This window comes from Puerhibacterium puerhi (assembly GCF_009846865.1).
GTDB lineage: Bacteria > Actinomycetota > Actinomycetes > Actinomycetales > Cellulomonadaceae > Puerhibacterium > Puerhibacterium puerhi.
In genome coordinates this window covers 1-25,039 of the sequence record NZ_WUWN01000039.1, presented here as the reverse complement: position 1 = coordinate 25,039, position 25,039 = coordinate 1, and the positions used below count along the sequence as shown (strand labels likewise).

Annotated in this window: 25 protein-coding genes and 1 rRNA gene; 3 read left to right on the top strand and 23 right to left on the bottom strand. The window is 75.6% G+C overall.

The window, feature by feature from the left end:
* From GSF02_RS15300 to GSF02_RS15235, 14 genes are all read right to left on the bottom strand, one after another.
* A 16S ribosomal RNA gene (locus tag GSF02_RS15300) occupies positions 1 to 66 on the bottom strand; the annotation flags it as partial.
* 662 nt (positions 67 to 728) lie between these two features.
* The gene (gene tyrS, locus GSF02_RS15295) at positions 729 to 1,988 is read right to left on the bottom strand and encodes a tyrosine--tRNA ligase (protein ID WP_159798059.1); all 1,260 of its coding nucleotides are present in this window, start codon (positions 1,986 to 1,988) and stop codon (positions 729 to 731) included.
* Between the two features lie 45 nt (positions 1,989 to 2,033).
* Complete coding sequence (locus GSF02_RS15290; RefSeq protein ID WP_159798057.1) at positions 2,034 to 2,828, bottom strand: DNA-3-methyladenine glycosylase; 795 nt, start codon at positions 2,826 to 2,828, stop codon at positions 2,034 to 2,036.
* 19 nt (positions 2,829 to 2,847) lie between these two features.
* On the bottom strand, positions 2,848 to 3,486 hold the full coding sequence (locus GSF02_RS15285; RefSeq protein WP_235915617.1) for a nucleoside/nucleotide kinase family protein: 639 nt from the start codon (positions 3,484 to 3,486) through the stop codon (positions 2,848 to 2,850).
* Between the two features lie 34 nt (positions 3,487 to 3,520).
* A complete protein-coding gene (gene argH / locus GSF02_RS15280; protein ID WP_235915616.1) occupies positions 3,521 to 5,032 on the bottom strand; it encodes an argininosuccinate lyase in 1,512 nt (503 codons plus the stop codon).
* 3 nt (positions 5,033 to 5,035) lie between these two features.
* Positions 5,036 to 6,283 (bottom strand): argininosuccinate synthase, encoded by a 1,248-nt coding sequence (locus GSF02_RS15275; protein WP_159798053.1) that lies wholly within the window; start codon positions 6,281 to 6,283, stop codon positions 5,036 to 5,038.
* A 59-nt stretch (positions 6,284 to 6,342) separates the two neighbouring features.
* Positions 6,343 to 6,873, bottom strand: coding sequence for an arginine repressor (locus GSF02_RS15270; RefSeq protein WP_159798051.1), 531 nt, complete (start codon positions 6,871 to 6,873; stop codon positions 6,343 to 6,345).
* Complete coding sequence (argF, locus tag GSF02_RS15265) at positions 6,870 to 7,802, bottom strand: ornithine carbamoyltransferase (RefSeq protein ID WP_159798049.1); 933 nt, start codon at positions 7,800 to 7,802, stop codon at positions 6,870 to 6,872. Before argF ends, GSF02_RS15270 begins: the two co-directional genes overlap by 4 nt.
* Entirely contained in the window at positions 7,802 to 9,109 is a 1,308-nt protein-coding gene (locus GSF02_RS15260) for an acetylornithine transaminase (protein ID WP_159798047.1), read from the bottom strand. Before GSF02_RS15260 ends, argF begins: the two co-directional genes overlap by 1 nt.
* Entirely contained in the window at positions 9,106 to 10,128 is a 1,023-nt protein-coding gene (gene argB / locus GSF02_RS15255) for an acetylglutamate kinase (RefSeq protein ID WP_235915615.1), read from the bottom strand. The genes GSF02_RS15260 and argB overlap by 4 nt, the downstream gene beginning before the upstream one ends.
* Positions 10,125 to 11,345 (bottom strand): bifunctional glutamate N-acetyltransferase/amino-acid acetyltransferase ArgJ, encoded by a 1,221-nt coding sequence (gene argJ, locus GSF02_RS15250; RefSeq protein WP_159798045.1) that lies wholly within the window; start codon positions 11,343 to 11,345, stop codon positions 10,125 to 10,127. The genes argB and argJ overlap by 4 nt, the downstream gene beginning before the upstream one ends.
* A complete protein-coding gene (argC, locus tag GSF02_RS15245) occupies positions 11,342 to 12,433 on the bottom strand; it encodes an N-acetyl-gamma-glutamyl-phosphate reductase (protein WP_235915614.1) in 1,092 nt (363 codons plus the stop codon). Before argC ends, argJ begins: the two co-directional genes overlap by 4 nt.
* Positions 12,434 to 12,511: 78 nt before the next feature.
* Positions 12,512 to 12,718: a hypothetical protein gene (locus GSF02_RS15240; protein WP_159798041.1), complete on the bottom strand. Its 207-nt coding sequence runs from the start codon at positions 12,716 to 12,718 to the stop codon at positions 12,512 to 12,514.
* A 124-nt stretch (positions 12,719 to 12,842) separates the two neighbouring features.
* Positions 12,843 to 13,361: a GNAT family N-acetyltransferase gene (locus tag GSF02_RS15235; RefSeq protein WP_159798039.1), complete on the bottom strand. Its 519-nt coding sequence runs from the start codon at positions 13,359 to 13,361 to the stop codon at positions 12,843 to 12,845.
* Between the two features lie 89 nt (positions 13,362 to 13,450).
* On the opposite strand from GSF02_RS15235, the gene GSF02_RS15230 reads away from it, so the two are divergent.
* Both GSF02_RS15230 and GSF02_RS15225 read left to right on the top strand, forming a co-directional pair.
* Positions 13,451 to 14,434, top strand: a complete 984-nt coding sequence (locus tag GSF02_RS15230) for a quinone oxidoreductase family protein (protein ID WP_159798037.1) — start codon at positions 13,451 to 13,453, stop codon at positions 14,432 to 14,434.
* A 55-nt stretch (positions 14,435 to 14,489) separates the two neighbouring features.
* Positions 14,490 to 15,275, top strand: a complete 786-nt coding sequence (locus tag GSF02_RS15225; RefSeq protein ID WP_159798035.1) for a methyltransferase domain-containing protein — start codon at positions 14,490 to 14,492, stop codon at positions 15,273 to 15,275.
* A gap of 66 nt (positions 15,276 to 15,341) precedes the next feature.
* Here the strand turns inward: GSF02_RS15225 and GSF02_RS15220 are convergent, their stop codons facing one another.
* Entirely contained in the window at positions 15,342 to 16,271 is a 930-nt protein-coding gene (locus GSF02_RS15220) for an aldo/keto reductase (RefSeq protein ID WP_159798033.1), read from the bottom strand.
* A gap of 101 nt (positions 16,272 to 16,372) precedes the next feature.
* Here GSF02_RS15220 and GSF02_RS15215 point away from each other — a divergent pair, with 101 nt between their 5' ends.
* Entirely contained in the window at positions 16,373 to 17,161 is a 789-nt protein-coding gene (locus GSF02_RS15215; RefSeq protein ID WP_159798031.1) for an LLM class F420-dependent oxidoreductase, read from the top strand.
* A 160-nt stretch (positions 17,162 to 17,321) separates the two neighbouring features.
* Here the strand turns inward: GSF02_RS15215 and GSF02_RS15210 are convergent, their stop codons facing one another.
* The 8 genes from GSF02_RS15210 to rpmI all read right to left on the bottom strand — a co-directional run bounded on the left by GSF02_RS15210 (position 17,322) and on the right by rpmI (position 24,840).
* Complete coding sequence (locus GSF02_RS15210) at positions 17,322 to 18,194, bottom strand: SDR family NAD(P)-dependent oxidoreductase (RefSeq protein ID WP_159798030.1); 873 nt, start codon at positions 18,192 to 18,194, stop codon at positions 17,322 to 17,324.
* Positions 18,187 to 20,766: a phenylalanine--tRNA ligase subunit beta gene (gene pheT / locus GSF02_RS15205; RefSeq protein ID WP_159798028.1), complete on the bottom strand. Its 2,580-nt coding sequence runs from the start codon at positions 20,764 to 20,766 to the stop codon at positions 18,187 to 18,189. Before pheT ends, GSF02_RS15210 begins: the two co-directional genes overlap by 8 nt.
* The gene (gene pheS, locus GSF02_RS15200; protein WP_159798027.1) at positions 20,766 to 21,890 is read right to left on the bottom strand and encodes a phenylalanine--tRNA ligase subunit alpha; all 1,125 of its coding nucleotides are present in this window, start codon (positions 21,888 to 21,890) and stop codon (positions 20,766 to 20,768) included. The genes pheT and pheS overlap by 1 nt, the downstream gene beginning before the upstream one ends.
* Before the next feature lie 235 nt (positions 21,891 to 22,125).
* Positions 22,126 to 22,749 carry an RNA 2',3'-cyclic phosphodiesterase gene (gene thpR / locus GSF02_RS15195; RefSeq protein WP_159798025.1) on the bottom strand — a complete coding sequence of 208 codons (624 nt, stop codon included), beginning with the start codon at positions 22,747 to 22,749 and terminating at the stop codon, positions 22,126 to 22,128.
* 85 nt (positions 22,750 to 22,834) lie between these two features.
* On the bottom strand, positions 22,835 to 23,191 hold the full coding sequence (locus GSF02_RS15190) for a hypothetical protein (RefSeq protein ID WP_159798023.1): 357 nt from the start codon (positions 23,189 to 23,191) through the stop codon (positions 22,835 to 22,837).
* 87 nt (positions 23,192 to 23,278) lie between these two features.
* A complete protein-coding gene (locus tag GSF02_RS15185; protein ID WP_159798021.1) occupies positions 23,279 to 24,160 on the bottom strand; it encodes a TrmH family RNA methyltransferase in 882 nt (293 codons plus the stop codon).
* A 32-nt stretch (positions 24,161 to 24,192) separates the two neighbouring features.
* Complete coding sequence (gene rplT / locus GSF02_RS15180) at positions 24,193 to 24,579, bottom strand: 50S ribosomal protein L20 (RefSeq protein WP_159798019.1); 387 nt, start codon at positions 24,577 to 24,579, stop codon at positions 24,193 to 24,195.
* Between the two features lie 66 nt (positions 24,580 to 24,645).
* Positions 24,646 to 24,840 carry a 50S ribosomal protein L35 gene (gene rpmI, locus GSF02_RS15175; protein ID WP_069984815.1) on the bottom strand — a complete coding sequence of 65 codons (195 nt, stop codon included), beginning with the start codon at positions 24,838 to 24,840 and terminating at the stop codon, positions 24,646 to 24,648.
* Between the last annotated feature and the right edge of the window lie 199 nt (positions 24,841 to 25,039).

Genomic DNA, 25,039 nt, shown 5'->3' with positions numbered 1-25,039 from the left:
TTCGACTTGCATGTGTTAAGCACGCCGCCAGCGTTCGTCCTGAGCCAGGATCAAACTCTCCGTAAATGTCTGATGCCACCAGGCGTACCCGGTAACGACCATACGAAGCACCCCCAAAAAGGGGCATCTAATCAACTGGCAAGGAACCAAACTGACAGTTCAGTTCATTGTCCAAAGGAATCCTCCAAGAACCACCGGACGGCAGTCCCCCGAGGGATATAAACTTGGCATTGACTGTCAAGCACACTGTTGAGTTCTCAAACAACCGACGCACACCATCCGGACCCGGAACCCTCGTCCCGACCCCGTCCGGGGCAACTCGTCTAACTTACCAGACCGGCTTCCGATCTCCAACTCGCGTTTCCGGCTCTCGGCCGGTCTGCGCGAGCCGGCGGAGACCGCTCGGCAAGCCCCCGCCTGCGGGTTCAGGGCGCACGAAGCTCCCGGATCCTTTCGGTGGAGTTCCAGCCCCGGCGCGGCCACCCGATCGCCTCGGCGTCTCCGCCTCGTCGATCTCGTCGTGTCCGCCGGCCCGTCGGGCTGACGTCGTAGAACATTACACGCCCCGAGGCGTGCCGCCAACCCGCTCGGGCGTGACCGCGCCCACACGCGCGGGGCCCCGCCGGATGCGCTCGGGCCCCGCCCCGCGGGCCGCCCGCAGACGCCGACGGGCCCGGGCGACACGTGGTCGCCCGGGCCCGGGATCCGCCTGCGCAGAGGCGGCGGCGTCACTCCGCCGCCGCGACCCCCAGCGTCCGCTTGCCGCGGCGGACCACCGCGAACCGGCCGTGCAGCAGGTCCGCCGGCTCGAGCACGGCGTCCTCGGACGTCACCTTCACGTTGTTGACGTACGCGCCGCCCTCGGCGATCGCGCGCCGGGCCGCGGACTTGGAGTCCACCAGGCCGGTGCCGACCAGCACGTCGACGACCGGGTCCCCCGCCTTGGCGACGGTGCTCGGCAGCTCCGCCACGGCACCGGCCAGCGTGCGCTCGTCCAGCTCGCGCAGCTCGCCCCGGCCGAACAGCGCCTGGCTCGCCGCGATCACGGCGTCGGTCGCCGCCTGGCCGTGCACCAGGGTGGTGAGGTCACCGGCGAGCGCCTTCTGCGCCGTCCGGGCGAACGGCCGCTCCGCCACCTCCTGCGCGAGGGCGTCGATCTCCTCGCGGGAGCGGAACGTGAACACCTTGAGGTAGTGCACCACGTCGGCGTCGGCCGTGTTGACCCAGTACTGGTAGAAGGCGTACGGGCTGGTCAGCTCGGGGTCGAGCCACACGGCGCCGCCCTCGGACTTGCCCATCTTGGTGCCGTCGGCCTTGGTGATCAGCGGCGAGGTGAGCGCGTGCACCGCCGTGGCCTCGGTCTTGCGGATCAGGTCGACGCCCGACAGCAGGTTGCCCCACTGGTCGTTGCCGCCGAGCTGCAGCGTGCAGCCGTACCGCGTGTACAGCTCCCGGAAGTCCATGCCCTGCAGGATCTGGTAGCTGAACTCGGTGAAGCTGATGCCCTCGTCCGAGTGCAGGCGGCGGGCCACGATGTCCTTGGCGATCATCGTGCCGACGCGGAAGTGCTTGCCGACGTCGCGCAGGAAGTCGATGGCGCTCATCGACCCGGTCCAGTCGAGGTTGTTGACCATCCGGGCCGCGGCCGGGCCCTCGAAGTCGAGGAACGGCTCGATCTGGGCGCGGATGCGGTCCACCCAGCCGGCCACGACCTCGGGCGACTGCATGGAGCGCTCCGTGGTCGGGCGCGGGTCGCCGATCAGGCCGGTGGCGCCGCCGACGAGCGCGAGCGGGCGGTGGCCCGCCAGCTGCAGGCGGCGCATGTTGAGCAGCTGCACCATGTGCCCCACGTGCAGGCTCTGCGCCGTCGGGTCGAAGCCGGCGTAATAGGTGACGGGTCCCTCGGCCAGCGCAGAACGCAGCGCGGCCTCGTCGGTGGACTGCGCCACCAGGCCTCGCCAGTGCAGCTCGTCGAGAACGTCGGTCACCGAAGTCAGCTCCTTCATGGACGGGACGGCGCGATCGCGCCGCCCCTAGTCTGCCCGACGCGCGGGCCGTCGACGGCGCGGGGCCACGGGGCGGTACACCGAGACGGTGGGATCGCCCTCCAGCCACCAGCGCCACGGGTACAGGTCGGCGCGTCCGCCCTCCCCCGACACGCCCACGCGCGGTCCGGTCGCGACGGGCCCCGACGGCGGCTCGGTCGGCAGGCGCAGGACGACCGCGCCGCCCGCGTCGAGCAGGTCGGCCCCGTCGTCGGTGCGGTCGAGCGACAGCGCCACCGTGAGGCGCGCCGGGCCGCGGGCGATCTGCCGCGCGGAGTCGCACACCCCCTTCGCCCGGCGCCGGGCCAGCGCGAGGTCGACGCCGCCCGTCACCTCGCCGGCGCGCAGCAGCACCGCCGAGGCGCGGCCCTCGGGCCCGCACACGACGTTGACGCAGTGGTGCAGCCCCATGTGCCGGTAGACGTAGAGGTGGCCGGGCTCGCCGAACATCGTGGCGTTGCGGGCCGTCTGCCCCCGGAAGGCGTGGGAGCCCGGGTCGTTCGCGCCGTCGTACGCCTCGACCTCCGTCAGCCGCAGCGTCACCTCGCCCTCGGGCGTGCGCCGGGTGACGTAGGCGCCCAGCAGGTCCCGCGCGACGTCGTGCACCGGGCGCAGGAACCACTCGCGGTCCGGCACGACGCCGGGCCCGGCCGCGCCGGGTCGGTCCTCTCCCGCCGCCGCGCCGACAGCCGTGCCGGCACCCGTCCCGGTGACCGCCGTCGCCGCCGTCGTGACCTCACCTCGCGGCGAGGCGCCCGTCCCTGCTGCGCGCGTCGTGCTCATCGCACCTCCCGCCGCAGGACTATGCCACCGTCCCCGGCGGCACGCGGGCCCCGTCGGGCCCGACGACGCGGCCGAGGCCGTCGAGCCGCACGTCGGCGCGCCGGGCCGTGCCCTCGGCGTCGTACATCTCACGCTCGGCGGCCATCCAGGCGAGCCAGTGCTCGCGCGCGGCGGCGCCGTCGCGCTCGAGCCCGCGGCGCAGGCGCAGCTCGTCGTCGGCCTCCACCCAGACCAGCAGCGTGGTGAGGGGGGCGAACCGGCGCGCGCCGGCCCCGCAGCCCTCGACGACGAGGAACGGCGTGCGGGGCACGTCGTGCCACTCGGCGTACCGGCCCGCCCCCCAGTCGTAGCGCTGGTAGCGCCCCGGGCGGCCGGCGGCCAGCGGCGCCAGGACCTGCTCCCCCAGCCGGTCGACGCCCTCGGCCATGCCGGACCAGCCCGCGTACAGGTCGTCCATGTGCACCACGGGGGCGGCCAGCGCCGCGGCCAGGTGCCCGGCCAGGGTGGTCTTGCCCGAGCCGGCAGGGCCGTCGACGACGACGAGGCGGCCGGCACCGCCCTCCCCGGAGCCGTCCCCGGAGCCGTCCGGCGGCCCGAGCCGGGCCGGCCCGCGGCGGACGCGCCGCAGCAGGCCGGCCAGGACCTCGTCGTCGATCACCGCAGGGACCATCGCGGGCGCCGCGCCGCCGGCCTCAGCCCTGCGCCCAGAAGCGGTACTCGGTGGCCCGCTCCTTGGCCGCCTCGAGCTGCTCGGCCACGCGCGCCGGGGCGGTGCCGCCGACGGCGTCGCGGGAGGCGAGCGAGCCCTCGACGGACAGCACCGTGCGGACCTCGGGCGTCAGGTGCTCGCTGATCGCCGCCAGGTCGGCGTCGGACAGGTCCCACAGCTCGATGCCGCGCTCCTCGCAGACCCGCACGCACGCGCCGGCGACCTCGTGCGCCACGCGGAACGGCACGCCCTGGCGCACCAGCCACTCGGCGATGTCCGTCGCGAGCGAGAAGCCCTGCGGGGCCAGCGACGCCATCCGCGCGGTGTCGAACGTCAGCGTGCGGACCATGCCGGTGAACGCCGGCAGCAGCACCGTGAGGGTGGCAACCTGGTCGAAGACCGGCTCCTTGTCCTCCTGCAGGTCGCGGTTGTACGCCAGGGGCAGGCCCTTGAGCGTCGCCAGCAACCCGGTGAGGTCGCCGATCACGCGCCCGGCCTTGCCGCGCGCGAGCTCGGCGATGTCCGGGTTCTTCTTCTGCGGCATGATGCTCGACCCGGTGGACCACGCGTCGTCGAGCCGGACGAAGCCGAACTCCTTGGTGTTCCACACGATGATCTCCTCGGCGAGCCGGGAGAGGTCGACGCCGATCATCGCCGCGACGAACGCGAACTCCGCGACGACATCGCGCGAGGCGGTGCCGTCGATGGAGTTCTCGACCGGGCCGTCGAAGCCGAGGTCGGCGGCCACGGCGGCGGGGTCCAGCCCGAGCGAGGAGCCCGCGAGCGCCCCGGAGCCGTACGGCGAGCGCGCGGCCCGCACGTCCCAGTCGATGAACCGGTCGACGTCGCGCAGCAGCGGCCACGCGTGCGCCAGCAGGTGGTGCGCCAGCAGCACCGGCTGGGCGTGCTGCAGGTGCGTGCGCCCCGGCATGGGCGCGTCGCCGGCGGCCTCGGCCTGGGTGATGAGCGCGTCCACGAGGTCGAGCACCTGCAGGGCGATCGTCCGGGCCTGGTCGCGCAGGTAGAGGCGCACCAGCGTGGCGATCTGGTCGTTGCGCGACCGGCCGGCGCGCAGCTTGCCGCCCAGCTCCGGCCCCGCCCGCTCGATGAGGCCGCGCTCGAGGGCGGTGTGCACGTCCTCGTCGGCGAGCACCGGGAGGAACTCGCCGGACTCGACGTCGGCCGCGAGGCGGTCGAGGGCCTCGTGCATGCCGGTCAGCTCGTCGTCGGTGAGCAGCCCGGCGGCGTGCAGCACCTTGGCGTGCGCCTTCGAGCCGGCCACGTCGTAACGGGCGAGCTGCCAGTCGAAGTGCGTGGACTGCGACAGGGCGGCCAGCTCGGGCGCCGGGCCGCCGGCGAAGCGGCCGCCCCACAGCGCGACCGGGGTCGCGCCGGGGACTGCCGCCTCGCCGGAGGCGGCCGCGACGAGCTCGCCGTCCGGCGAGCCGCCGTCGGGCGTCGTGGGCTCCGGGGAGCCGTGCGGCGTGTCGCTCATGGCTCAGCGGGCCCCGGCGGCGAGGTCGGCGGGGGCCGACAGGTCCACGCCGTTGCCGAACTTCACGTCGCGGGCGGCGGCGAGCTTGGCCGTCAGGCCGTAGATCTCGATGAAGCCCTTGGCCTGCGACTGGTCGAACGCGTCGCCCTCGTCGTAGGTGGCGAGGTTGAAGTCGTACAGGCTCGCCTCCGAGCGGCGGCCGGTGACGGTGGCGCGGCCGCCGTGCAGCACCATGCGCACGTCGCCGGAGACGTAGCGCTGGGTGTCGTCGATGAAGACGTCCAGCGAGCGCTTCAGCGGCGAGAACCACATCGCGTCGTAGACCAGCTCGGCCCAGCGCTGCTCGACGCCGCGCTTGAACCGGGCCTGCTCGCGCTCGAGCGTGACGTTCTCCAGCTCCTGGTGCGCGGCGATCAGCGCGATGGCGCCCGGCGCCTCGTACACCTCGCGGGACTTGATGCCCACCAGGCGGTCCTCGACGATGTCGATGCGGCCCACGCCCTGGGCGCCGGCGCGGCGGTTCATCTCCTGGATCGCCTGCAGCGGAGTGACGGCCACGCCGTCGATGGCCGTGGGGACGCCCTCGGTGAACGTGACGACGACCTCGTCGGCGACCGGCGGGAACGTCGGGTCGTCGGTGTAGGAGTAGACGTCCTTGGTCGGCTCGTTCCAGATGTCCTCGAGGAAGCCGGTCTCCACCGCGCGGCCCCAGACGTTCTGGTCGATCGAGAAGGGGTTCTTCTTCGTGGTCGCGATCGGCAGCTTGTGCTTCTCCGCGTAGTCGATGGCCTTCTCGCGGGTGAGCGCCAGGTCGCGCACCGGCGCGATCGTCTTCAGGTCGGGGGCGAGCGAGGTGGTGGCCACCTCGAAGCGGACCTGGTCGTTGCCCTTGCCGGTGCAGCCGTGGGCCACGGTGGTGGCGCCGAACTGGCGGGCGGCGCGCACCAGGTGCTTGACGATCACCGGGCGGCTGAGCGCCGAGACCAGCGGGTAGCGACCCTCGTACAGGGCGTTCGCCTTCAGGGCGGGCATGCAGTACTCGGCGGCGAACTCGTCGCGCGCGTCGGCGATGTACGCCTCGACGGCGCCGCAGTCCAGGGCGCGCTGGCGGATGACGTTCATGTCCTCGCCGCCCTGGCCGACGTCGACGGCGACGGCCACGACCTCGGCACCGGTGGCCTCGGCGATCCAGCCGATGGCGACGGAGGTGTCCAGGCCGCCGGAGTAGGCGAGCACGACGCGATCAGTCATGGGGTTCTTCTCTTCCTTGCGTGTGGGGAGTCTGGTCGAAGTGTGTCAGGAGGCGGCGGTCACGACGGCGTCGCGAGCGCCAGGAAGCGGCGGGCGAGGTCCTCGCCGCCGGCCGGGTCGCGCGCGATCACGAGGATCGTGTCGTCGCCGGCGATGCAGCCGAGCACGCCGGGGAACACCGAGTGGTCGATGGCGGAGCCGAGGTAGTTCGCCGCGCCGGGCGGCGTGCGCAGCACCACGAGGTTGGCCGACGCCTCGGCGGAGACCAGCAGGTCAGCGCACAGCCGCGCCAGGCGCGCGGCCATGTACTCGGTGTCCTCGTCCACCCGGACGCTGCGGTCGCCGCCCTCGCCCGGCACCGCGTACACCAGCGCGCCCGAGGCCGTGCGCACCTTCTCCGCGCGCAGCTCGATGAGGTCGCGCGAGAGCGTCGCCTGCGTCACGGACAGGCCCTCCTCGGCGAGCAGCCGGGCCAGCTCGGACTGGGAGTGCACGACGCCGCGGCGCACGTGCTCGACGATCCGGGCCTGCCGCGCCGCCTTGGTGACCGGGGCGCTGCCGCCGGCCGGGGAGGACGCGGCGGAGCTCATCGCTGCTCCAGCAGCCAGGTCAGCAGCGCCTTCTGGGCGTGCAGCCGGTTCTCGGCCTCGTCCCACACGGCCGAGCGCGGCCCGTCGATCACCTCGGCGGTGATCTCCTTGCCGCGGTAGGCCGGCAGGCAGTGCAGCACGATCGCGTCGTCCTTCGCGCCGGCCAGCAGCGCGTCGTCGACGCGGTAGGGCACGAACGGCTGCTGCCGCTCGGCGGCCTCGTCCTCGTCCCCCATCGACACCCACGTGTCGGTGGCGACGACGTCGGCGCCGGCGACGGCCTCCTTCGGGTCGGCCGTCACCAGGACCGACCCGCCCGTCGTGGCGGCGATCTCGGCGGCGCGGGCGACGATCGCCGCGTCCGGCTGGTAGCCCTCGGGGCCGCCGACGCGCACGTGCAGCCCGGCGGACGCCCCGCCGAGCAGGTAGCTGTTGGCCATGTTGTTCGCCGCGTCGCCGACGTAGGCGAAGACCTGGCCGGCCAGCGCCTCGACGCCACCGCGGAGCTGGGCCACGGTGAGCAGGTCGGCGAGGATCTGGCACGGGTGGAACCCGTCGGTCAGCGCGTTGACCACCGGCACCCGGGAGACCGCGGCCATCTCCTCGATGCGCTCCTGGCCGTAGGTGCGCCACACGATCGCGGCGACCTGCCGGTCGAGCACCCGCGTGACGTCGGCGATCGACTCGCGCACGCCGACCTGGGCCAGCTTGCCGTCGACCATGAGCGGGTAGCCGCCGAGCTCGGCGACGCCCGCCGTGAACGACACCTGGGTGCGCAGCGTGGGCTTGTCGGTGAGGATCGCGACGGCGCGCGGGCCGGCCAGCGGCGTGCGCACGTGCCGGTCGTCCCGGAACGCCATCGCGAGCTCGAGCACCTGGCGCTGCTCGGCGGGCGTCAGGTCGTCGTCGCGCAGGAAGTGGCGGGGCATCAGCGGCGCTCCTCGGGGGTGTCGGTCGGGTCGGGCATCGGCAGGGAGCCGAAGAAGGCGGCGGCCTCGCGGGCCTGGTCGGCGGTCAGCACCAGCGGCGGCGCGAGGCGGATCGCGTCGGGCGCGACGGGGTTGACGATGAACCCCGCCTCCAGGGCCCGCGCCGCGACGTCGGCGGCCACGGGCGCGGTCAGCCCGACCGCCAGCAGCAGGCCGCGGCCGCGCACCTCGCGCACCAGCGGGCTGCCCGCCGCGAGGATCTCGTCGCGCAGCAGCGCCCCGACGCGCCGCACGTTCTCCAGCACGCCGTCGCGCTCGATGACGCCGATCGTGGCGAGCGCGGCGGCGGCGGCCACGGGGTTGCCGCCGAACGTCGTGCCGTGCTGGCCGCGCCCGAGCAGCGCGGCGGCACGCTCGCCGAAGGCGACCACGGCGCCGACGGGGAACCCGCCGCCCAGCCCCTTGGCCAGGGTCACGACGTCGGGCACGACGCCGCCGCCCACCTCCGGCTGCTGGAACGCGAACCACGAGCCGGTGCGGCCCATGCCGGTCTGCACCTCGTCGAGCACGAGCAGCGCGCCGGCGTCGACGGTCAGCCGCCGGGCGAGCGCCAGGTATCCCGGCGGCAGCGGCCGCACGCCGGCCTCGCCCTGCAGCGGCTCGGCCACCAGCGCGGCCACGGGGCCGCGCTCGGCGACCGCCGCGGGCGCGAACGCGGCCTCCAGCGCGGCGGTGTCGCCGAACGGCAGGAACTCGACGCCCCCGGGCAGCGGCTCGAACGGCTCGCGGTAGGCGGCCTTGCTGGTCAGGGCGAGCGCACCCATGCTGCGGCCGTGGAAGCCGCCCTCGAGGGCCAGCACCCGGGTGCGGGGCCGGCCGTCGGCGTCGAGCACGCGGCGGGTCATCTTGAACGCGGCCTCGTTCGCCTCGGTGCCGGAGTTGGCGAAGAACACCCGCGATCCCTCGGGCGCCTGGGCGAGACGCAGCAGCGTCTCGGCCAGCCCGATCTGCGTGGGCGTGCCGAAGAAGTTCGACACGTGCCCGAGCGTGCCCAGCTGCGCGCTGATCGCCGCGGTGAGCGTGGGGTGGGCGTGGCCGAGGGCGTTGACCGCGATGCCGGCCAGCAGGTCGAGGTAGCGGCGCCCGTCGGCGTCCCAGACGTAGGCGCCCTCGCCGCGCACGAGCACGCGCTGCGGCGGGCCGAAGGTGTCCATCACCGCGTGGGAGTACCGCTCGGTCCAGCCGGCGACGCCCAGGTCCGTCCCGGCGGCCTCCGTGGTCGTCATGGGCTCGAGGATGTCGCTCATGCCGGCTGCTCCTTGCTGGTGCTGCTGGTGACGGTGCTCGTGGCGGTGCTCGTGGAGGTGCTCGTGGAGGCGGCGTCCGGCACCACCATCGTGCCGTTGCCGCGGGTGGTGAAGACCTCCAGCAGCACCGAGTGCGGCTGGCGCCCGTCGATGACGGTGGCGGCCGGCACGCCGCCCCGCACCGCGCGCAGGCACGCCTCCATCTTGGGGACCATGCCGGACTCCAGGGACGGCAGCAGGGCGGCCAGGTCGCCCGCGCTGATCTGCTCCACCAGCGAGCCGCGGTCCGGCCACGACGTGTACAGGCCCTCGACGTCGGTGAGCACGATGAGCTTCTTGGCGCCGAGCGCCACCGCGAGCGCCGCGGCCGCCGTGTCGGCGTTGACGTTGAGCACCTGGGTGGGGTCGTCGACGTCGGGCGCGATCGTCGAGACGACCGGGATGCGGCCGGCGTCGAGGATGTCCTGCACCGCCGAGGGGTTGACCTCGACGACGTCGCCGACGAGCCCCACGTCGACCGGCTCGCCGTCGACGACGGCGTGCCGGCGTCCGGCGCGCAGCAGGCCGCCGTCCTCCCCCGACAGGCCCACGGCGTGCGGCCCGTGGGCGTTGAGCAGGCCGACCAGCTCGCGGCCCACCTGGCCGGTGAGCACCATGCGCACCACGTCCATCGCCTCGGGGGTGGTCACGCGCAGGCCGCCGCGGAACTCGCTGGCGATGCCGAGGCGACCAAGCATGGCGTTGATCTGCGGGCCGCCGCCGTGCACGACGACGGGCCGCAGCCCCACCTGGCGCAGGAAGACCATGTCCTGGGCGAAGGCGGCCTTGAGCGTGCCGTCGACCATCGCGTTGCCGCCGTACTTGACGACGACCAGGGCACCGGAGAACTCCTGCAGCCACGGCAGGGCCTCGATGAGCACCTCGGCCTTCTGGTCGGGCGTGAGGGCGGCGACGACGTCGGCGTTCTCGGCGTGCGGGTCGATGGGGCTCACGGCGGGGGTGGCGGGGCTGGTGCTCATGAGGAGTACGCGCTGTTCTCGTGGACGTAGTCGTGCGTGAGGTCGTTGGTCCAGAGCGTGACCGCGGCGTCGCCGGCGTGGAGGTCGACCTCGACGGTCACCTCCCGCTGCGCGGCCAGGTCGACGAGCTCGCGGGGCTCGCCCACTCCCCCCGCCCGGCACACCTGGACGCCGTTGATCGCCACGTCGAGCAGCGCGGCGTCGAACGGCGCGACGTCCTCGGGCACGGTGCCCACGGCCGACAGCACGCGGCCCCAGTTGGGGTCGTTGCCGAAGACGGCGGCCTTGAAGAGGTTGGAGCGGGCCACCGCGCGGGCGACCGCCAGGGCGGCGTCCTCGCTCGTGGCGTTCCGCACGGTGACCGCGATGTCGTGGCTGGCGCCCTCGGCGTCAGCGACGAGCTGGCGGGCGAGGTCCGCGCACGCGGCGGTGACCGCGGCGGTGAGCTCCGCCAGGCTCGGCGTGACGCCGGAGGCGCCGGAGGCCAGGAGCACGACCGTGTCGTTGGTGGACATGCAGCCGTCGGAGTCGACCCGGTCGAAGGTCGCCGCGGTGGCCGCGCGCAGGGCGGCGTCGGCGGTGGCGGCGTCGACGGCGGCGTCGGTGGTCAGCACGCAGAGCATGGTGGCCAGGCCCGGGGCCAGCATGCCGGCGCCCTTGGCCATGCCGCCCACCGACCAGCCGGCGCCGGCGGCCAGCGTCTGCTTGGCCACGGTGTCCGTGGTCATGATCGCGTGCGCGGCGGCGTCGCCGCCGTCGGGCGCGAGGCCCGCGACGGCGTCGTCGACGCCGGCGAGCAGGTTCTCCATGGGCAGGCGGACCCCGATGAGGCCGGTGCTGGCCACGAGCACGTCGACGGCGCCCACGCCGTCCTCGCCGCCGACGCCGGCGGCGGACAGCGCCGCGGCGACGTGCTCGGCGGTGCGGTGGGTGTCGGCGAACCCCTCCGGGCCGGTGCAGGCGTTCGCCCCGCCCGAGTTGAGCACGACGGCGCGGGCGGCGCCGTCCTTGACCGCCTGACGGGTCCAGGCGACCGGGGCGGCGAAGACGCGGTTCGCGGTGAGCACGGCCGCGGCCGTGCGCAGCGGGCCGTCGTTGACCACCAGGGCGACGTCGCGCGCGCCGGTGGACTTCAGGCCGGCGGCGACGCCCGCCGCCCGGAACCCGGCGGGCGCGGTGACCCCGGTCCCCGTGGTGGACCCGGTGCTCGTGCTCACGGTGCGACTCCTTCGGTGACGAGGCCGGCCGTCTCCGGCAGGCCGAGCGCGACGTTCATGGACTGGACCGCGCCGCCGGCGGTGCCCTTGACGAGGTTGTCGATGGCGGCGACCACGACGACGCGCCCGGCGGCGGCGTCGACGGCGACCTGCAGCAGGGCCGTGTTGGCGCCGAGCGTCATCGCGGTCGACGGCCACTGGCCCTCGGGCAGCAGGTGGACGAACGGCTCGTCGGCGTACGCCGCGGCCCAGGCCTCGCGCACCGCGGACGCCGCGGCCCGCGGGTCGAGGCCGGGCGCCAGCCGGGCGGTCACCGTGGCGAGGATGCCGCGGGCCATCGGCACGAGGGTGGGCGTGAAGCTGAGCGACACCGCGGGGGCGCCGGCGACCTGGAGGTTCTGCGCGATCTCCGGGATGTGCCGGTGGGTGCCGCCGACGGCGTACGGCACGGCGGCGCCCAGGCCCTCGGCGGCCAGCAGGTGCGGCTTGAGGGACTTGCCCGCCCCGGAGTAGCCGTTCGCCAGCACCGCCACCACGTCCGTGGGCTCCACGAGGCCGGCGGCGACGCCGGGCTGCAGGGCGAGCGTCACGGCGGTGACGTTGCACCCGGGCACGGCGATGCGGCGCGCGTCCGCGAGCGCCTCGCGCTGCCGGCCGGTGATCGCGCCGCCCGTGGCGTGCAGCAGCTCGGGCAGGCCGTACGGCCAGGTGCCGGCGTGCGGCGAGCCGTAGAACTGCTCCCAGGCCGCCGCCGAGGCGAGGCGGTGGTCCGCGCCGAGGTCGAGCACCAGCACGTCGTCGGGCAGCTGCGCGGCGATCTCGCCCGACGCGCCGTGCGGCAGGGCGAGCACGACGACGTCGTGCCCGGCGAGCGTCTCGGCGGTGGTGGGCTCCAGCACGCGGTCGGCCAGCGAGCGCAGGTGCGGCTGGTGGGCGCCGAGCGGCGAGCCGGCGCTGGAGTGCGCGGTGAGCGCGCCGATCTCGAGGTGCGGGTGCCGCGCGGCGAGGCGGAGGAGCTCCCCGCCCGCGTAGCCGGAGGCGCCCGCGACGGCGACGCGGAGCCGGTCGTGGCGCTGGCTGCTGGTCATGTGCATGACTATACACACCAATGCATAGCCGCTCGCAGGGCGGTCTCGGTGCGCGGACGGCCGGCGCCGGGCGGGTCGTCACATGTCGCAGTCGCAGATCGCGTTGAACTCGACGACCTGCTCGCCCTCCTCCGGACGCGCCCACGCCTCGGCCTCGGCGTACGAGGCGAAGGAGCGGCCCGCCAGCCGCCCGTTGGCCATCAGCACGCCGACCTGGATCTGCTCGCGCACGTCGTCGGGCTCGAGGTCGCCCTCCGTGGGGGTCCAGTCCACGATCTCGGCCATCGCCGGCCCCTCTCCGTCGTCCCGGTCCCACCGTAGGCACACCGCGCGCGCCGTGCGGCGTCGGCGCCGCCGCGGACCGCGCGCCGCGCGAGCGCGGCCGGGGGGTGCGGCCGGTGGGTGCGGCTCAGCCGAGGTCGAGGTACATGACGTGCAGGCCGACGTACCCGTGCGCGGGCGAGCGGAACGCGCCCGGCACCGTGCCGACGATGCGGAACCCCAGCGACCGCCACAGGTGCACCGCCGCGGCGTTGGTCTCCACCACCGCGTTGAACTGGATGCCGCGGTACCCGTGCTCGCGGTGCCACGCGACGACGTGCTCGGCCAGCGCCCGGGCCACCCCCTGCCCCCGCGCCGCCGGGGAGACCATGAACGACGCGGTGCCCACGTGGTCGCCGTGCCCGGGCTTGTTCGGTCCCATCTTGGCGGTGCCCAGCACGACGCCGTCGCGCTCCGCGACGACGGTGGCGCCCGGCGGGCGCTCCAGCCACAGGTGGCGGGCCGCGTCCTGGGTGAGGTCGGTCGGGTAGGTGTAGGTCTCGCCCTCGCGGACGACGGCCTCGACGATCGGCCAGAGCGCCGGCCAGTCGGCATCGGTCGCGGGGCGGACGACGAGCGGGGACGGCGCGGGCGTCGAGGTGGTCACGGTGGCACTCTAGCGAGCAGCCGGGCGCGGCGGCGCACCACCGCGGGCGGCCGGGACGCGCGCCGCCGTCCGCCTCTAGAGTCGGGGCCATGCACGCGATCCGCGCCCGCGCGGCGGGCGGACCCGAGGTCCTGGAGCACGTCGAGCTGCCCGATCCCGAACCGGGACCTGGCCAGCTCCTGGTCCGCGTCGCCGCGGCCGGCGTCAACTTCATCGACACCTACCGGCGCTCGGGCACCTATGCGATGCCCTACCCCCACGTCGTGGGCGTCGAGGGCGCCGGCGTCGTCGAGGCGGTCGGCCCGGACGTCGAGGGCTTCGCCACGGGTGACCGGGTGGCGTGGAACGAGGCGCGCGGCTCCTACGCCGAGCTGGTGCTGGTGCCCGCCGACAACGCCGTCGCGGTGCCCGCGGGCCTCGACCTGACCACGGCGGCCGCGCTGCCGCTGCAGGGCATGACGGCGCACTACCTCGTCACCTCGACGTTCGAGGTGGGGCCCGGCCACGACGTGCTGCTGCACGCCGGCGCCGGCGGCGTGGGGCTCCTGGTCACCCAGCTCGCCACGGCGCGCGGCGGGCGCGTGGTCACGACCGTCTCTACGCCGCAGAAGGCCGAGCTGTCCCGCGCGGCCGGCGCCGTCCACACGCTGGACTACACCCGGATGGCGGACGTCACGACCGAGCTGCCCGCCGCCGTGCGGGAGCTGACCGGCGGTGCCGGCGTGCACGTCGTCTACGACGGGGTCGGGCGCACGACGTTCGACGGGTCGCTCGCGTCGCTGCGCCCGCGCGGCACGCTCGTGCTCTTCGGCGCCGCCTCGGGCCCCGTGCCGGCGTTCGACCCGCAGCGGCTCAACGCCGGCGGGTCGCTGTTCCTCACCCGCCCGACGCTGGCGCACTACACGCTCACCCGCGAGGAGCTGGAGTGGCGGTCGAGCGAGGTCATGGAGGCCGCCGCGGCCGGGCGCCTCGACGTGCGCGTCGGCGCGACCTACCCGCTGGCGGACGCCGCGGAGGCGCACCGCGCGCTCGAGGGGCGCGCCACGACGGGCAAGGTGCTGCTGGTGCCGTGACCACCGGTCCATTATCTTGACGTCGAGATACTCGACATCGAGATTGGAGGTCGGCGTGGCCGACTGGTCCCCCACCGAGTACCTGCGGTTCAGCGACGAGCGGTCGCGCCCCTTCGTCGAGCTCGTGGCCCGCGTCCCCGGGACCCCGCGCACGGTCGTCGACCTGGGCTGCGGCCCCGGGCACCTCACGGCGGTGCTGCGCGAGCGGTGGCCGCAGGCCGACGTCGTCGGGCTCGACGCCTCCCCCGCGATGGTCGCGCGGGCGCGCGACCAGAACGCCGACCCGCGGGCCCGCTACGAGCTCGCCGACGTCCGCGACTACGCCGCCCGCCGGGCGCCCGTGGCCGGGGCCGACCTGGTGATCAGCAACGCCGCGCTGCAGTGGGTGCCCGGCCACCGGGAGCTGCTGCGCCCCCTGGCGGACACCGCTGCGCAGACCTTCGCCTTCCAGGTGCCGGGCAACCACGACGCCCCGAGCCACCGCCTGCTGCGGGAGGTGGCCGCCCGGGCGCCGTACGCCGACGTCGTCGGGCCGGTGGAGCGGCGCGCGACGGCGGACCCGGCCGCCTACCTCGAGGTCCTCGCGCGGCCCGGGTGGACCGTCGACGCCTGGGAGACCACGTACGTGCACGTGCTGGCCGGCCCGGACCCCGTGCTGCGGTGGATCTCGGCGACCGGCGCCCAGCCGGTGCTGCACGCCCTGGAGGCCGCCGACGCCGCGCTGCGGGCCCGCTTCGAGGACGAGTACGGCGCCGCGCTGCGCGAGGCGTACCCGACGCAGTCGTACGGGACGCCGCTGGAGTTCCGGCGCGTGTTCGTGGTGGCCACGCGCGCGGCGTGACGCGGGCGCCCCGGCCCGGGGCGCCCGCGTCGCGGCGCCCGCGTCGCGGCGCCGCCGCGGGCGCGGTCAGGCCGACAGCCGGTCCAGCTCGGCCACCTCGTCGGCGGTCAGCTCGAGGCGCGCGGCGGCGAGGAGGTCGGGCACCTGCTCCGGGCGGGACGCGCTGGCGATCGGGGCCACGACCGCCGGCCGGGAGCGCAGCCAGGCGAGCGCCGTCGTCGCGATCGACGCGCCGTGGGCGGCACCGGTGCGCTCGAGGGCGTCGACGAGGCGCAGGTTCTGCTCGGTCGCGTACCGGGCGGCGCCCTGCGCGCGCGGCGAGCCGGCGGCGCCGTCGGCCGAGCGGTACTTGCCGGTGAGGAAGCCGGAGGCCAGCGAGTAGTACGGCGCCACGCCCAGGCCGAGCTCCTGGGCCAGCGGCAGCACGTCGGCCTCGACGCCGCGCTCGACGAGGTTGTAGTGCGGCTGCACGGCCACCGGCCGCGGCACGCCGAGCTCGTCGGCGAGGCGCACCCACTCGCGGATGCGCTCCGCGGAGTAGTTGGACACGGCGGTGTACCGCACGAGCCCGTCGCGCACGAGGTCGCCGAACGCCGCGACGGTCTCCGCCAGCGGCACGGACTCGTCGTCGAAGTGCGCGTAGTACAGGTCGATGGTCTCGACGCCGAGCCGCTTGAGGGAGGCCTCGGCCGCGGCGCGGACGTTGGGCGCGGACAGGCCGCGGAAGTCGGGGTGCTGGCTCACCTTCGTGGCCACCACGACGTCGGCGGGCCGGCGCGCCTCGAGCCACTCCCCGATCAGCGTCTCGCTCTCGCCGCCGGAGTTGCCCGGCACCCAGGCGCTGTAGCTGTCGGCGGTGTCGACGAAGTTGCCGCCGCCGTCGACGAAGGCGTCGAGGATGCGGAACGACGCGTCGCGGTCGGCCGTCCAGCCGAACACGTTGCCGCCCAGGCACAGGCCGAGGACGTCGAGGTCGCTGCTGCCGATGCGGGTCATGGGTCTCCTTCGCTGCTGATGCCGGGCGCGGCCGGATGCTTGCCCCAGACTACGAGCGTGCCGCGCCACGAGCACCGCGGGCTCGTCCCTACGCTGGGGCCATGACCGCAGACCGCGCCGTGCGCATCGGCGTCCAGATCCAGCCGCAGCACGCCGAGTACGCCCAGATCCGCGACGCCGTCCGGCGCGCGGAGGACCTCGGCGTCGACGTCATCTTCAACTGGGACCACTTCTTCCCGCTGTCGGGCGACCCCGACGGCAAGCACTTCGAGTGCTGGACCATGCTCGGCGCCTGGGCCGAGCAGACCGAGCGCGTCGAGATCGGCGCGCTGGTCGCCTGCAACAGCTACCGCAACCCCGACCTCCTGGCCGACATGGCCCGCACCGTCGACCACATCTCGGGCGGCCGCCTGATCCTCGGCATCGGCGCGGGCTGGTTCGCCAAGGACTACGACACGTTCGGCTACGACTTCGGCACCGCCGGCACGCGCATCGCGGACCTCGCCGCGGCGCTGCCGCGGATCAAGGCCCGGCTCGCGACGGGCAACCCCGCGCCGCAGCGCGACATCCCGGTGATGGTCGGGGGCGGCGGCGAGCGCAAGACGCTGCGGATCGTCGCCGAGCACGCCGACATCTGGCACTCGTTCGGCGACGTCGACACGCTCAAGCGCAAGTCGGCCATCCTCGACGAGCACGGCGAGGCCGTCGGGCGCGACACCGCCGCGCTCGTCGAGCGCTCGGTAGGCGTCTCCGGCGACCCGGCCGAGACCGGCGACACGCTCGTCGCCGCGGGCGCGACCCTGCTGACCGTCGGCGTGAGCGGGCCGGACTACGACCTGTCCACCGTCCAGCAGTGGGTCGCCTGGCGCGACGCCCGCGCCCGCGGCTGACCCGGCCGGCCCAGGGCCAGGCCCCCAGGACGGCCGACGGCTAGGGAAGTGGGGGGGGGACACCCCCGGGGGGGGACCCCAAACAAAAACCGGGCGGGGGGGGGACGAAACCCGCCGGGTTTCGTCCCACTTCCCTAGCCGTCGGCGTTCGGGGGCGGGGTCAGCGGCCCGTGAGCACGTGCCGCAGGCCGTCGTCCGGGCCGGCCGGCTGCACGCGCAGCCGGCGGGCGGCCGGTGCCGTCGTCGTCGCGGCCAGCTCGCGCAGCGACCCCGGGGTGTCGTGCGAGACCCGCACGAACCAGCCGGAGCAGGCGTCGAGCTCGCCGCGCGCGAAGGCGGTGACGACGTCGACGGTGCGCTCCACCGGCGTCCACTCGGTGCGGCCCTCGTGCGAGCGCATGCTCGCCGTCATGTCGGTCTGCACGACGCCGGGCGCCAGCTCCAGCACGCGCAGCCCCCGGTCGAAGCCCGCGGCGTGCAGGTGCGACCCGAGCCGCATCAGCGCCGTCTTGCTGACGTTGTAGGCGCTGGCGTCGACCATGTCGTGCGAGCCCGAGCCGCTGTTGAGGTCGACGACGCGGCCGCCGCCGCGTGCGAGCATGCCCGGCACCACCTCACGGCACAGCAGGAACGGCCCGCGCAGGTTGGTCTCCATGACCGACCACCACTCGTCGGGGTCGGCCTCCCACAGCGGCACCTCGGTGTCGATCCGCCCGGCGGCGTTGACCAGCAGGTCGACGCCGCCCAGCCCGTCGGTGTCGGCCGGGCCGGCCGGGGCCTCGGCCCGGGCGACGGCGTCGCGCACCTGCGCCGGGTCGGCCACCTCGGCCGCCAGCACCAGCGCCGAGCGGCCGATCGCGCGCACCTCGGCGGCGACCTCCTCGAGCCGGGCGGCGTCGCGGGCCAGCAGCGCGACGTCGAGCCCGGCACGCGCCAGGCCGAGCGCCACCGCGCGGCCGATGCCGCGCGAGGCGCCCGTGACCAGCGCGGTGCGCGCGGGCAGGACGTGCGGGGTCGAGGTCGCGTCAGCCACGCAGCACCGCCCCCACCCGGTCGGCCGCCGCGGCCACGACGCCGTCGCGCACGGCGCGCACGTCGTCGGCCGACAGCGTGCGGTCGGCGGCGCGCAGCCGCACCGAGTACGCCAGCGACTTCCTGCCCGCGCCGAGCTGCTCGCCGGTGAACACGTCGAACAGCGTGACGTCCTCGAGCAGGTCGCCGGCGCCCGCGACGACGGCGGCGCGCACGGCCTCGGCCGGCACGTCGGCGTCGACGACGAACGCGAAGTCCTCCTTGGCGGCGGGGAACGCCGAGACCGACGTCGCGGCCACCGGCTCCCCGCTCGCGGCGGCGACCAGCGCCGACAGGTCGACCTCGAAGGCCACCGACCGGGCCGGCAGGCCCAGGCGCTCGAGCACCTTCGGGTGCAGCTCGCCGGCGTGGCCGACGACGGTGCCGTCCGCCAGCGCCAGGGCGGCGCAGCGGCCCGGGTGCCACGGCATGGTCTCGGCGTCCGCGCGCACGACGACGTCGGCGCCCGCACGCTCGGCCACCAGGCGGGCGAGCTCGAGCGCGTCGGCCCAGTCGGCGGCGCGGCCCGTGCTCCACCAGCCGGCGTGCTCGCGCCGGCCGGTCAGCACGCCGGCCACGTGGCGCGGCTGCGGCGGGACCGCAGCGGCCAGCGCGGCGAGCTCGTCGTCGGACGGCCGCGCGCCGACCGGCAGCTGCGGGGCGGCGGGCGCCCCCGCGACGGGCCGGGTCACGAGCCCGAGCTCGAACACCGCGACGTCCGGCAGGCCGCGGGCCACGTTGCGGCGGGCGGTCTCCAGCAGCGTCACCAGCAGGTGCGTGCGCATCAGCGGGCGGTCGTCCGCGAGCGGGTTGGCCAGGCGCAGCGCCCGGCGGCGCTCGTCGTCGGCGGCCAGGCCGAGCGCGTCGAGGTCCGCCTCGCCGACGAACGGGTAGGACAGCGTCTCGACGAGGCCGGCCTCGGCCAGCGCGCGGGCCACCGAGCGGCGGGTGCGCTGCTCGCGCGTGAGCCCGCGGCCGCCGGGGGCGGCGGGCAGCACCGACGGGACCTGGTCGTAGCCGGCGATGCGGACGACCTCCTCGACGAACGCGGCCGGCTCGGTGAGGTCGGGGCGCCAGGTCGGCGGCGTGACGGTCAGCACGTCGCCGTCGCCCTCGACGGTGCAGCCCACCTGCTCGAGGATCGCCACGACCTGCTCGCGCGAGTACTCCACGCCGGCCAGCCGGGACGGCAGGCCGGCCGGCACCGCGACGGCGGCCGGGGCCGTGGTGGCGTCGAGGTCGCTCACCGCCGCGTCGGCCGTCCCGCCGCCCAGCTCGACCAGCAGGTCGACCACGCGCTGGGCAGCCACGGCGGGCAGCCGCGGGTCGACGCCGCGCTCGAACCGCTTGGCCGCCTCGGAGGGCAGCTTGTGCCGCCGGGCGGTGCGCGCCACGGTGACCGGGTCGAAGTGCGCGGCCTCGACGAGCACGTCGGTGGTCGTCGCGGAGACCTCCGAGGAGGCACCGCCCATGACGCCGGCCAGGCCGAGCACGCGCGAGGCGCGCGCGCCGTCGGGCGAGTCGGTGATGAGCAGGTCCTCGGCGTCCAGCGCGCGGTCGACGTCGTCGAGCGTGGTCAGGCGCTCGCCGGCGCGCGCACGGCGCACGACGACCGGCGCCGCGACCTTGTCGAGGTCGTAGGCGTGCAGCGGCTGGCCGAGGTCGAGCATCACGTAGTTGGTGACGTCGACGGCGAGCGAGATGGCGCGCATGCCCGAGGCCTCGAGCCGGCGCTTCATCCACGCGGGGGTCGGCGCCTGCGGGTCGATGCCGCGCACGACGCGCGTGACGAACCGGTCGCAGCCGACGACGCCGTGGATCGGCGCGGCGTCGTCCACCTCGACGGCGAACCCGTCGGGCGTGGCGGCCGGCGGGGCCGTGGGCAGGTTCTCCGGCAGGCCCCGGTCGGTGAACTTCGCGCCCGTGGAGTGGGCGTACTCGCGAGCCACGCCGCGGTAGCTGAACGCGTACCCGCGGTCCGGGGTCACGTTGATCTCGAGGACCTCGTCGCCGAGGCCGAGCAGCGCGATCGCGTCCTGGCCGGGCGTCAGGTCGGCCTCGGCGAAGCCCAGGCGAGGCAGCACGATGATGCCGTCGTGGTCCTCGCCCAGGCCCAGCTCGCGCTGGGAGCAGATCATGCCGTCCGACACGTGGCCGTACGTCTTGCGGCTGGCGATCGGGAACGGCCCGGGCAGCACGGTGCCGGGCAGGGCGACCACGACGAGGTCGCCGACGTCGAAGTTGTGCGCGCCGCAGACGATGCCGCGGGGCGTGCCGCCGTCGGCCGCCGGGACGCCGTCGACGTTGTGGGTGCCGACGTCGACCTGGCACCAGTTGATCGTCTTGCCGTTCTTCTGCGGCTCGGGGGCGCGTTCGAGCACGCGGCCGACGACGAGGGGGCCGGTCACGGCGGCGCCGTGGATCGCCTCCTCCTCCAGGCCCACGCGCACGAGGTCGGCGGCGAGCTGCTCGGCGGTCAGGCCCGCGGGCAGCTCGACGTGGTCGGCGAGCCAGTCGATGGCGATGCGGGGCATCAGATCTCCGTCCCGAACTGGGTGGAGAAGCGCACGTCGCCCTCCACGATGTCGTGCATGTCCGCGATCGAGTGGCGCAGCATCAGCGAGCGCTCGATGCCCATGCCGAACGCGAAGCCCGTGTAGACCTCGGGGTCCACGCCGGCGGCGCGCAGCACGTTGGGGTGGACCATGCCGCAGCCGCCCCACTCGATCCAGCCCGGGCCGCCCTTCTTCTGCGGGAACCACAGGTCCATCTCGGCGGACGGCTCGGTGAACGGGAAGAAGCTGGGCCGCAGGCGGGTCCTGGCCTCGGGGCCGAAGATCGCCCGCGCGAACGCGTCGAGCGTGCCCACCAGGTGCGCCATGGTCAGGCCCTTGTCGACGGCGATGCCCTCGACCTGGTGGAAGACGGGCGTGTGCGTGGCGTCCAGGGCGTCGGTGCGGAACACCTTGCCCGGCACGGCGACGTACAGCGGCGCGCCGCGGGTCAGCAGGGAGCGCGCCTGCACGGGCGAGGTGTGGGTGCGCAGCACGAGGTTCGGCCGGCCGGCGCCGGCGGCCTCGGTGCCGGCCTCCGTGCCGGGACCGGTGACGCCGTCGACGTAGAAGGTGTCCTGCATCTGGCGAGCCGGGTGGTCCGGCCCGAAGTTCAGCGCGTCGAAGTTGTACCACTCGGCCTCGACCTCGGGGCCGTCGGCGATCTCCCAGCCGATGCCGACGAAGAAGTCGGCGATCCGCTCCTGGACGAGCTCGACCGGGTGGCGGGCGCCGGCCGGGCGACGGCCCGTGGGCAGCGTGACGTCCACGGCCTCGTCGCGCAGCACGCGCTCGTCGCGCTCCGCCTCGAGCTCGGCCTGGCGCTGCGCGATCGCCTGGGCGACCCGCCCGCGCCGCGGGCCGAGGTTCTTGCCGGCCGCGGCCTTGTCGGGGCCGGGCAGCGTGCCGATGGCCCGGTTGGCCAGGGCGAGGGGGCTGCGGTCGCCGGTGTGCTGCGTGCGGACGGCCTTGAGCGCCTCGAGGTCGTCGGCCGCGGCCACCGCCGCGAGCGCGGCGTCGACGGCGGCGTCGAGCGCCGCGACGTCGAGAGGCGAGGGCGCGCCGCCGTCGGGCGTGGGACCGGAGGGCTGCGCAGGAGCAGACATGGTGCCTTCCGCTGGGGGTGACTGGACGGTGTCGGACCGCGGCGGCGCGCCACGCCGGGCGCTCGGGGCCGCAGGCCGGGGCCAGTCTATGCGCCGTCGACCAGCGGGTTCCGGGACGGTCCGCAGCGCCGTGCGCCCCGGCGCGAGCGTCGTGGTTCCGCGGTCACCCGGCGCGGCAGGCCGGGGAACCACGACGCTCGCCACCCCGGTCGCGGCCGGCGCCGCCGGGCGCCGGTCAGCCGACCGGCAGCACGGCGAGGTCCTCGTGCAGCGGGCCGCCCGAGCGGCCCTGGCCGAGCCGCGAGGTGACCACGTGGACCGCGTCGACGCGCCACGCGGGTCCGCGGTAGACGGCGAGGGCGTGCGCCCAGGCGACCAGCGGCGAGACCTCGTCGCGCCCACGGGCGCGGCGCGCGCCGCCGCGGTCGACGCGGTCGCGGCCGCGGGGGACGAAGGCGCGGGCGACTGTCAGGTGCGGCCGGCCGCCCGCACGGTCGTCGGCGCGGAAGCCGGCGAGGGCGGCGGACCGCTCGGCCGCCGCGGACAGCGCCCGCAGGCCCTCGAGCCCCTCCCCCACGCCCACCCACAGCGTGCGGCCGCCGAACGAGCCGCCGCCCGCCAGCGCGACGTCGAACGGCTCCTGCTGGGCGAGCGCCGCCCGCAGGTCGGCGACGAACCCGGGCGCCGCGCCGTCGGGGACCTCGCCGTGGAACGCGAGCGTGACGTGCCGCTGCTCCTTGGGCACCCAGCGCAGGCTCGCGCCGGGGTCCGCGACAGCGGCACCGCCCACCCCGCCGAGCGCCAGGTCGAGGTGCGCCGACGCCTCGGCGGACGGGTAGACGGCGGTGAACAGGCGCACCTCGCGATGCTACGGCCGGGGGCCCGGCACCGCGCCCGACCGCGGGCCGCCGCCCGAGCCGCCCGGGTCAGCCCCGCCGCCCGGGTCAGCCGCGCCGGCGGCGCACGGCCCAGGTGACGGCCACCGCCACCACGGCGAACGCGACCTGCCCGGCGACGACGACCCGGGTGACGTCGAACGAGGGCACCCACCGGGCGCCGTCGGGATCGATGACGTAGGCGCCGACGGGCCGGGCGTGCCGCACCAGCCCGATGCCGCCACCGCCGGGGCCCTCGCCGCCCGTCGTGTCGGTGCCACCGCCCGCGCCGCCGGACGTCCAGACGCGCGCCACGGGGACCAGGAGGGTGCCGTCACGCTCGACGGGCTCGCCGAAGACGTCACGGACACCAGCGCCCTCGGCGAGCGCCTGGCTGATGCGGCCGAGGTCAGGAACGGTGGTCATGGCCCCGACCGTAGCCTGCGCGGCCCTCGGGCGGGAGGGGCCGCGGCGGATGCCGCCACCTGACCGTCGGGCCAGGCCGCGGCGCGCTCAGCGCTGCGCGCGCCCGCTGGCGTAGAGGCAGACCGTGGCCGCCGTCGCGAGGTTCAGCGACTCGGCGCGACCCCGGATCGGGACCCGCACCACGGCGTCGGCCAGGGCGCGGTCGGCAGCGGGCAGGCCCCACGCCTCGTTGCCGAAGACCCAGGCGGTGGAGGCGGCGAGGTCCGGCGTGCCGGGCGCGCGCTCGGCGCGGTGCGCCGGGCCGGCGACGTCGAGCAGCTCGTCGAGGTCGTGCTCACCCGACCCGTCGGCGGCGAGCACGGTCAGCCCCTCGGCGTGGACCGCGTCGACCACCTCGGCGAGCGGGACGCCGGTCACGACGGGGACGTGGAACAGCGAGCCCGCCGTGGAGCGCACCACCTTGGGGTTGTGCACGTCGACGCTCTCGCCGGCGAGCACCACGAGGTCGGCGCCGGCGGCGTCGGCCGCGCGGATCACCGTGCCCGCGTTGCCGGGGTCGCGCACGGTCGCCAGCACGGCCACGAGCAGCGCACCGCGCCGCCCGCCGTCGGGGTCGCGCAGCGCGTCGAGGGCCTCCCCCAGCGTGACCGAGTCGCTGCGCACGACGGCGAGGACGCCCTGGGCGTCGGGGCTCATCGCCTCGAGCACCTCGCGGGTGCCCAGGTGCACGCGCACGCCGGCAGCGGCGGCGGCCTCGACGATCTCGGCGTACCGGTCAGCGGCGGCCTCGGTGAGGTAGACGTCGCGCACGGCGTCGGCGGCGTACCGCACCGCCTCGCGCACGCCCTGCGGCCCCTCGACGAGGAACTGCTGGTGGCGCAGACGCGCAGGACGCCCGGACAGCGCCCGCACCTGCTTGACGCGGTCGGCCCGCGGGTTCGCGAGCGTCACGTCGAGCGGTGCGGTCATGGAGCGTGCTGTCCGGGCGTCCGGGAGGTGGCTCAGGCCGCGGCCTTGGGCGCGTTGACGTCCTCGGGGAGCGCCTTCTTGGCGACCTCGACGAGGGCGTTGAACGCCGCGACGTCGTTGACCGCGAGCTCGGCGAGCATGCGACGGTCGACCTCGACACCCGCGAGGCCCAGGCCCTGGATGAAGCGGTTGTAGGTGATGCCCTGCGCGCGGGCCGCAGCGTTGATGCGCTGGATCCACAGCTTGCGGAAGTCGCCCTTCTTCGCCTTGCGGTCGCGGTAGGCGTAGACGAGCGAGTGGGTGACCTGCTCCTTCGCCTTGCGGTAGAGGCGCGAGCGCTGGCCGCGGTAGCCGCTGGCGCGCTCGAGGGTCGTACGGCGCTTCTTCTGGGCGTTGACCGCCCGCTTCACGCGTGCCACGTGATGCTCCTTGCAGTGTCGGGCCGGAAGTGCTCCGCGCGGCCGGTCACCGGCCGCGGCGGGAGGTCACTTGCCGAGCAGCTTCTTGATCTTCTTGACGTCGGCCTGCGCGACGACCTGGTCCTGGGCCAGACGGCGCGTGCGGGTGCTCGGCTTGTGCTCGAACAGGTGGCGCGCGTTGGCCTGCTCGCGCATGACCTTGCCGCTACCGGTGACCCGGAAGCGCTTCTTGGCGCCGGAGTGCGTCTTGTTCTTCGGCATGACTGCCGTCTCTCCTCGTGTCGGTCACCCGCCGGCGGCGGGGACGGGGTGCGGGTCGTGGTTGGCCACGACCCGGGATGGTGGTCTGGGCGCCCGTCAGCGCGAGCCGCGGGGGCTCGGCTTGGGGGCGGCGGGCTTCGGGGCGGCCGGACGCGGCGCGGCCGGGCGGGGGGCCGCCGGGCGCGGGGCCGCCGGCCGG

Bases quoted from the DNA above. Each gene is read 5' to 3' on its own strand.
- GSF02_RS15290 (WP_159798057.1), bottom strand. From the start codon at position 2,828: ATGAGCACGACGCGCGCAGCAGGGACGGGCGCCTCGCCGCGAGGTGAG.
- argH (WP_235915616.1), bottom strand. From the start codon at position 5,032: ATGAGCGACACGCCGCACGGCTCCCCGGAGCCCACGACGCCCGACGGC.
- GSF02_RS15275 (WP_159798053.1), bottom strand. From the start codon at position 6,283: ATGACTGATCGCGTCGTGCTCGCCTACTCCGGCGGCCTGGACACCTCC.
- GSF02_RS15270 (WP_159798051.1), bottom strand. From the start codon at position 6,873: ATGAGCTCCGCCGCGTCCTCCCCGGCCGGCGGCAGCGCCCCGGTCACC.
- argF (WP_159798049.1), bottom strand. From the start codon at position 7,802: ATGCCCCGCCACTTCCTGCGCGACGACGACCTGACGCCCGCCGAGCAG.
- GSF02_RS15260 (WP_159798047.1), bottom strand. From the start codon at position 9,109: ATGAGCGACATCCTCGAGCCCATGACGACCACGGAGGCCGCCGGGACG.
- argB (WP_235915615.1), bottom strand. From the start codon at position 10,128: ATGAGCACCAGCCCCGCCACCCCCGCCGTGAGCCCCATCGACCCGCAC.
- argC (WP_235915614.1), bottom strand. From the start codon at position 12,433: ATGACCAGCAGCCAGCGCCACGACCGGCTCCGCGTCGCCGTCGCGGGC.
- GSF02_RS15240 (WP_159798041.1), bottom strand. From the start codon at position 12,718: ATGGCCGAGATCGTGGACTGGACCCCCACGGAGGGCGACCTCGAGCCC.
- GSF02_RS15230 (WP_159798037.1), top strand. From the start codon at position 13,451: ATGCACGCGATCCGCGCCCGCGCGGCGGGCGGACCCGAGGTCCTGGAG.
- GSF02_RS15220 (WP_159798033.1), bottom strand. From the start codon at position 16,271: ATGACCCGCATCGGCAGCAGCGACCTCGACGTCCTCGGCCTGTGCCTG.
- GSF02_RS15215 (WP_159798031.1), top strand. From the start codon at position 16,373: ATGACCGCAGACCGCGCCGTGCGCATCGGCGTCCAGATCCAGCCGCAG.
- pheT (WP_159798028.1), bottom strand. From the start codon at position 20,766: ATGCCCCGCATCGCCATCGACTGGCTCGCCGACCACGTCGAGCTGCCC.
- pheS (WP_159798027.1), bottom strand. From the start codon at position 21,890: ATGTCTGCTCCTGCGCAGCCCTCCGGTCCCACGCCCGACGGCGGCGCG.
- GSF02_RS15190 (WP_159798023.1), bottom strand. From the start codon at position 23,191: ATGACCACCGTTCCTGACCTCGGCCGCATCAGCCAGGCGCTCGCCGAG.
- GSF02_RS15185 (WP_159798021.1), bottom strand. From the start codon at position 24,160: ATGACCGCACCGCTCGACGTGACGCTCGCGAACCCGCGGGCCGACCGC.
- rpmI (WP_069984815.1), bottom strand. From the start codon at position 24,840: ATGCCGAAGAACAAGACGCACTCCGGCGCCAAGAAGCGCTTCCGGGTC.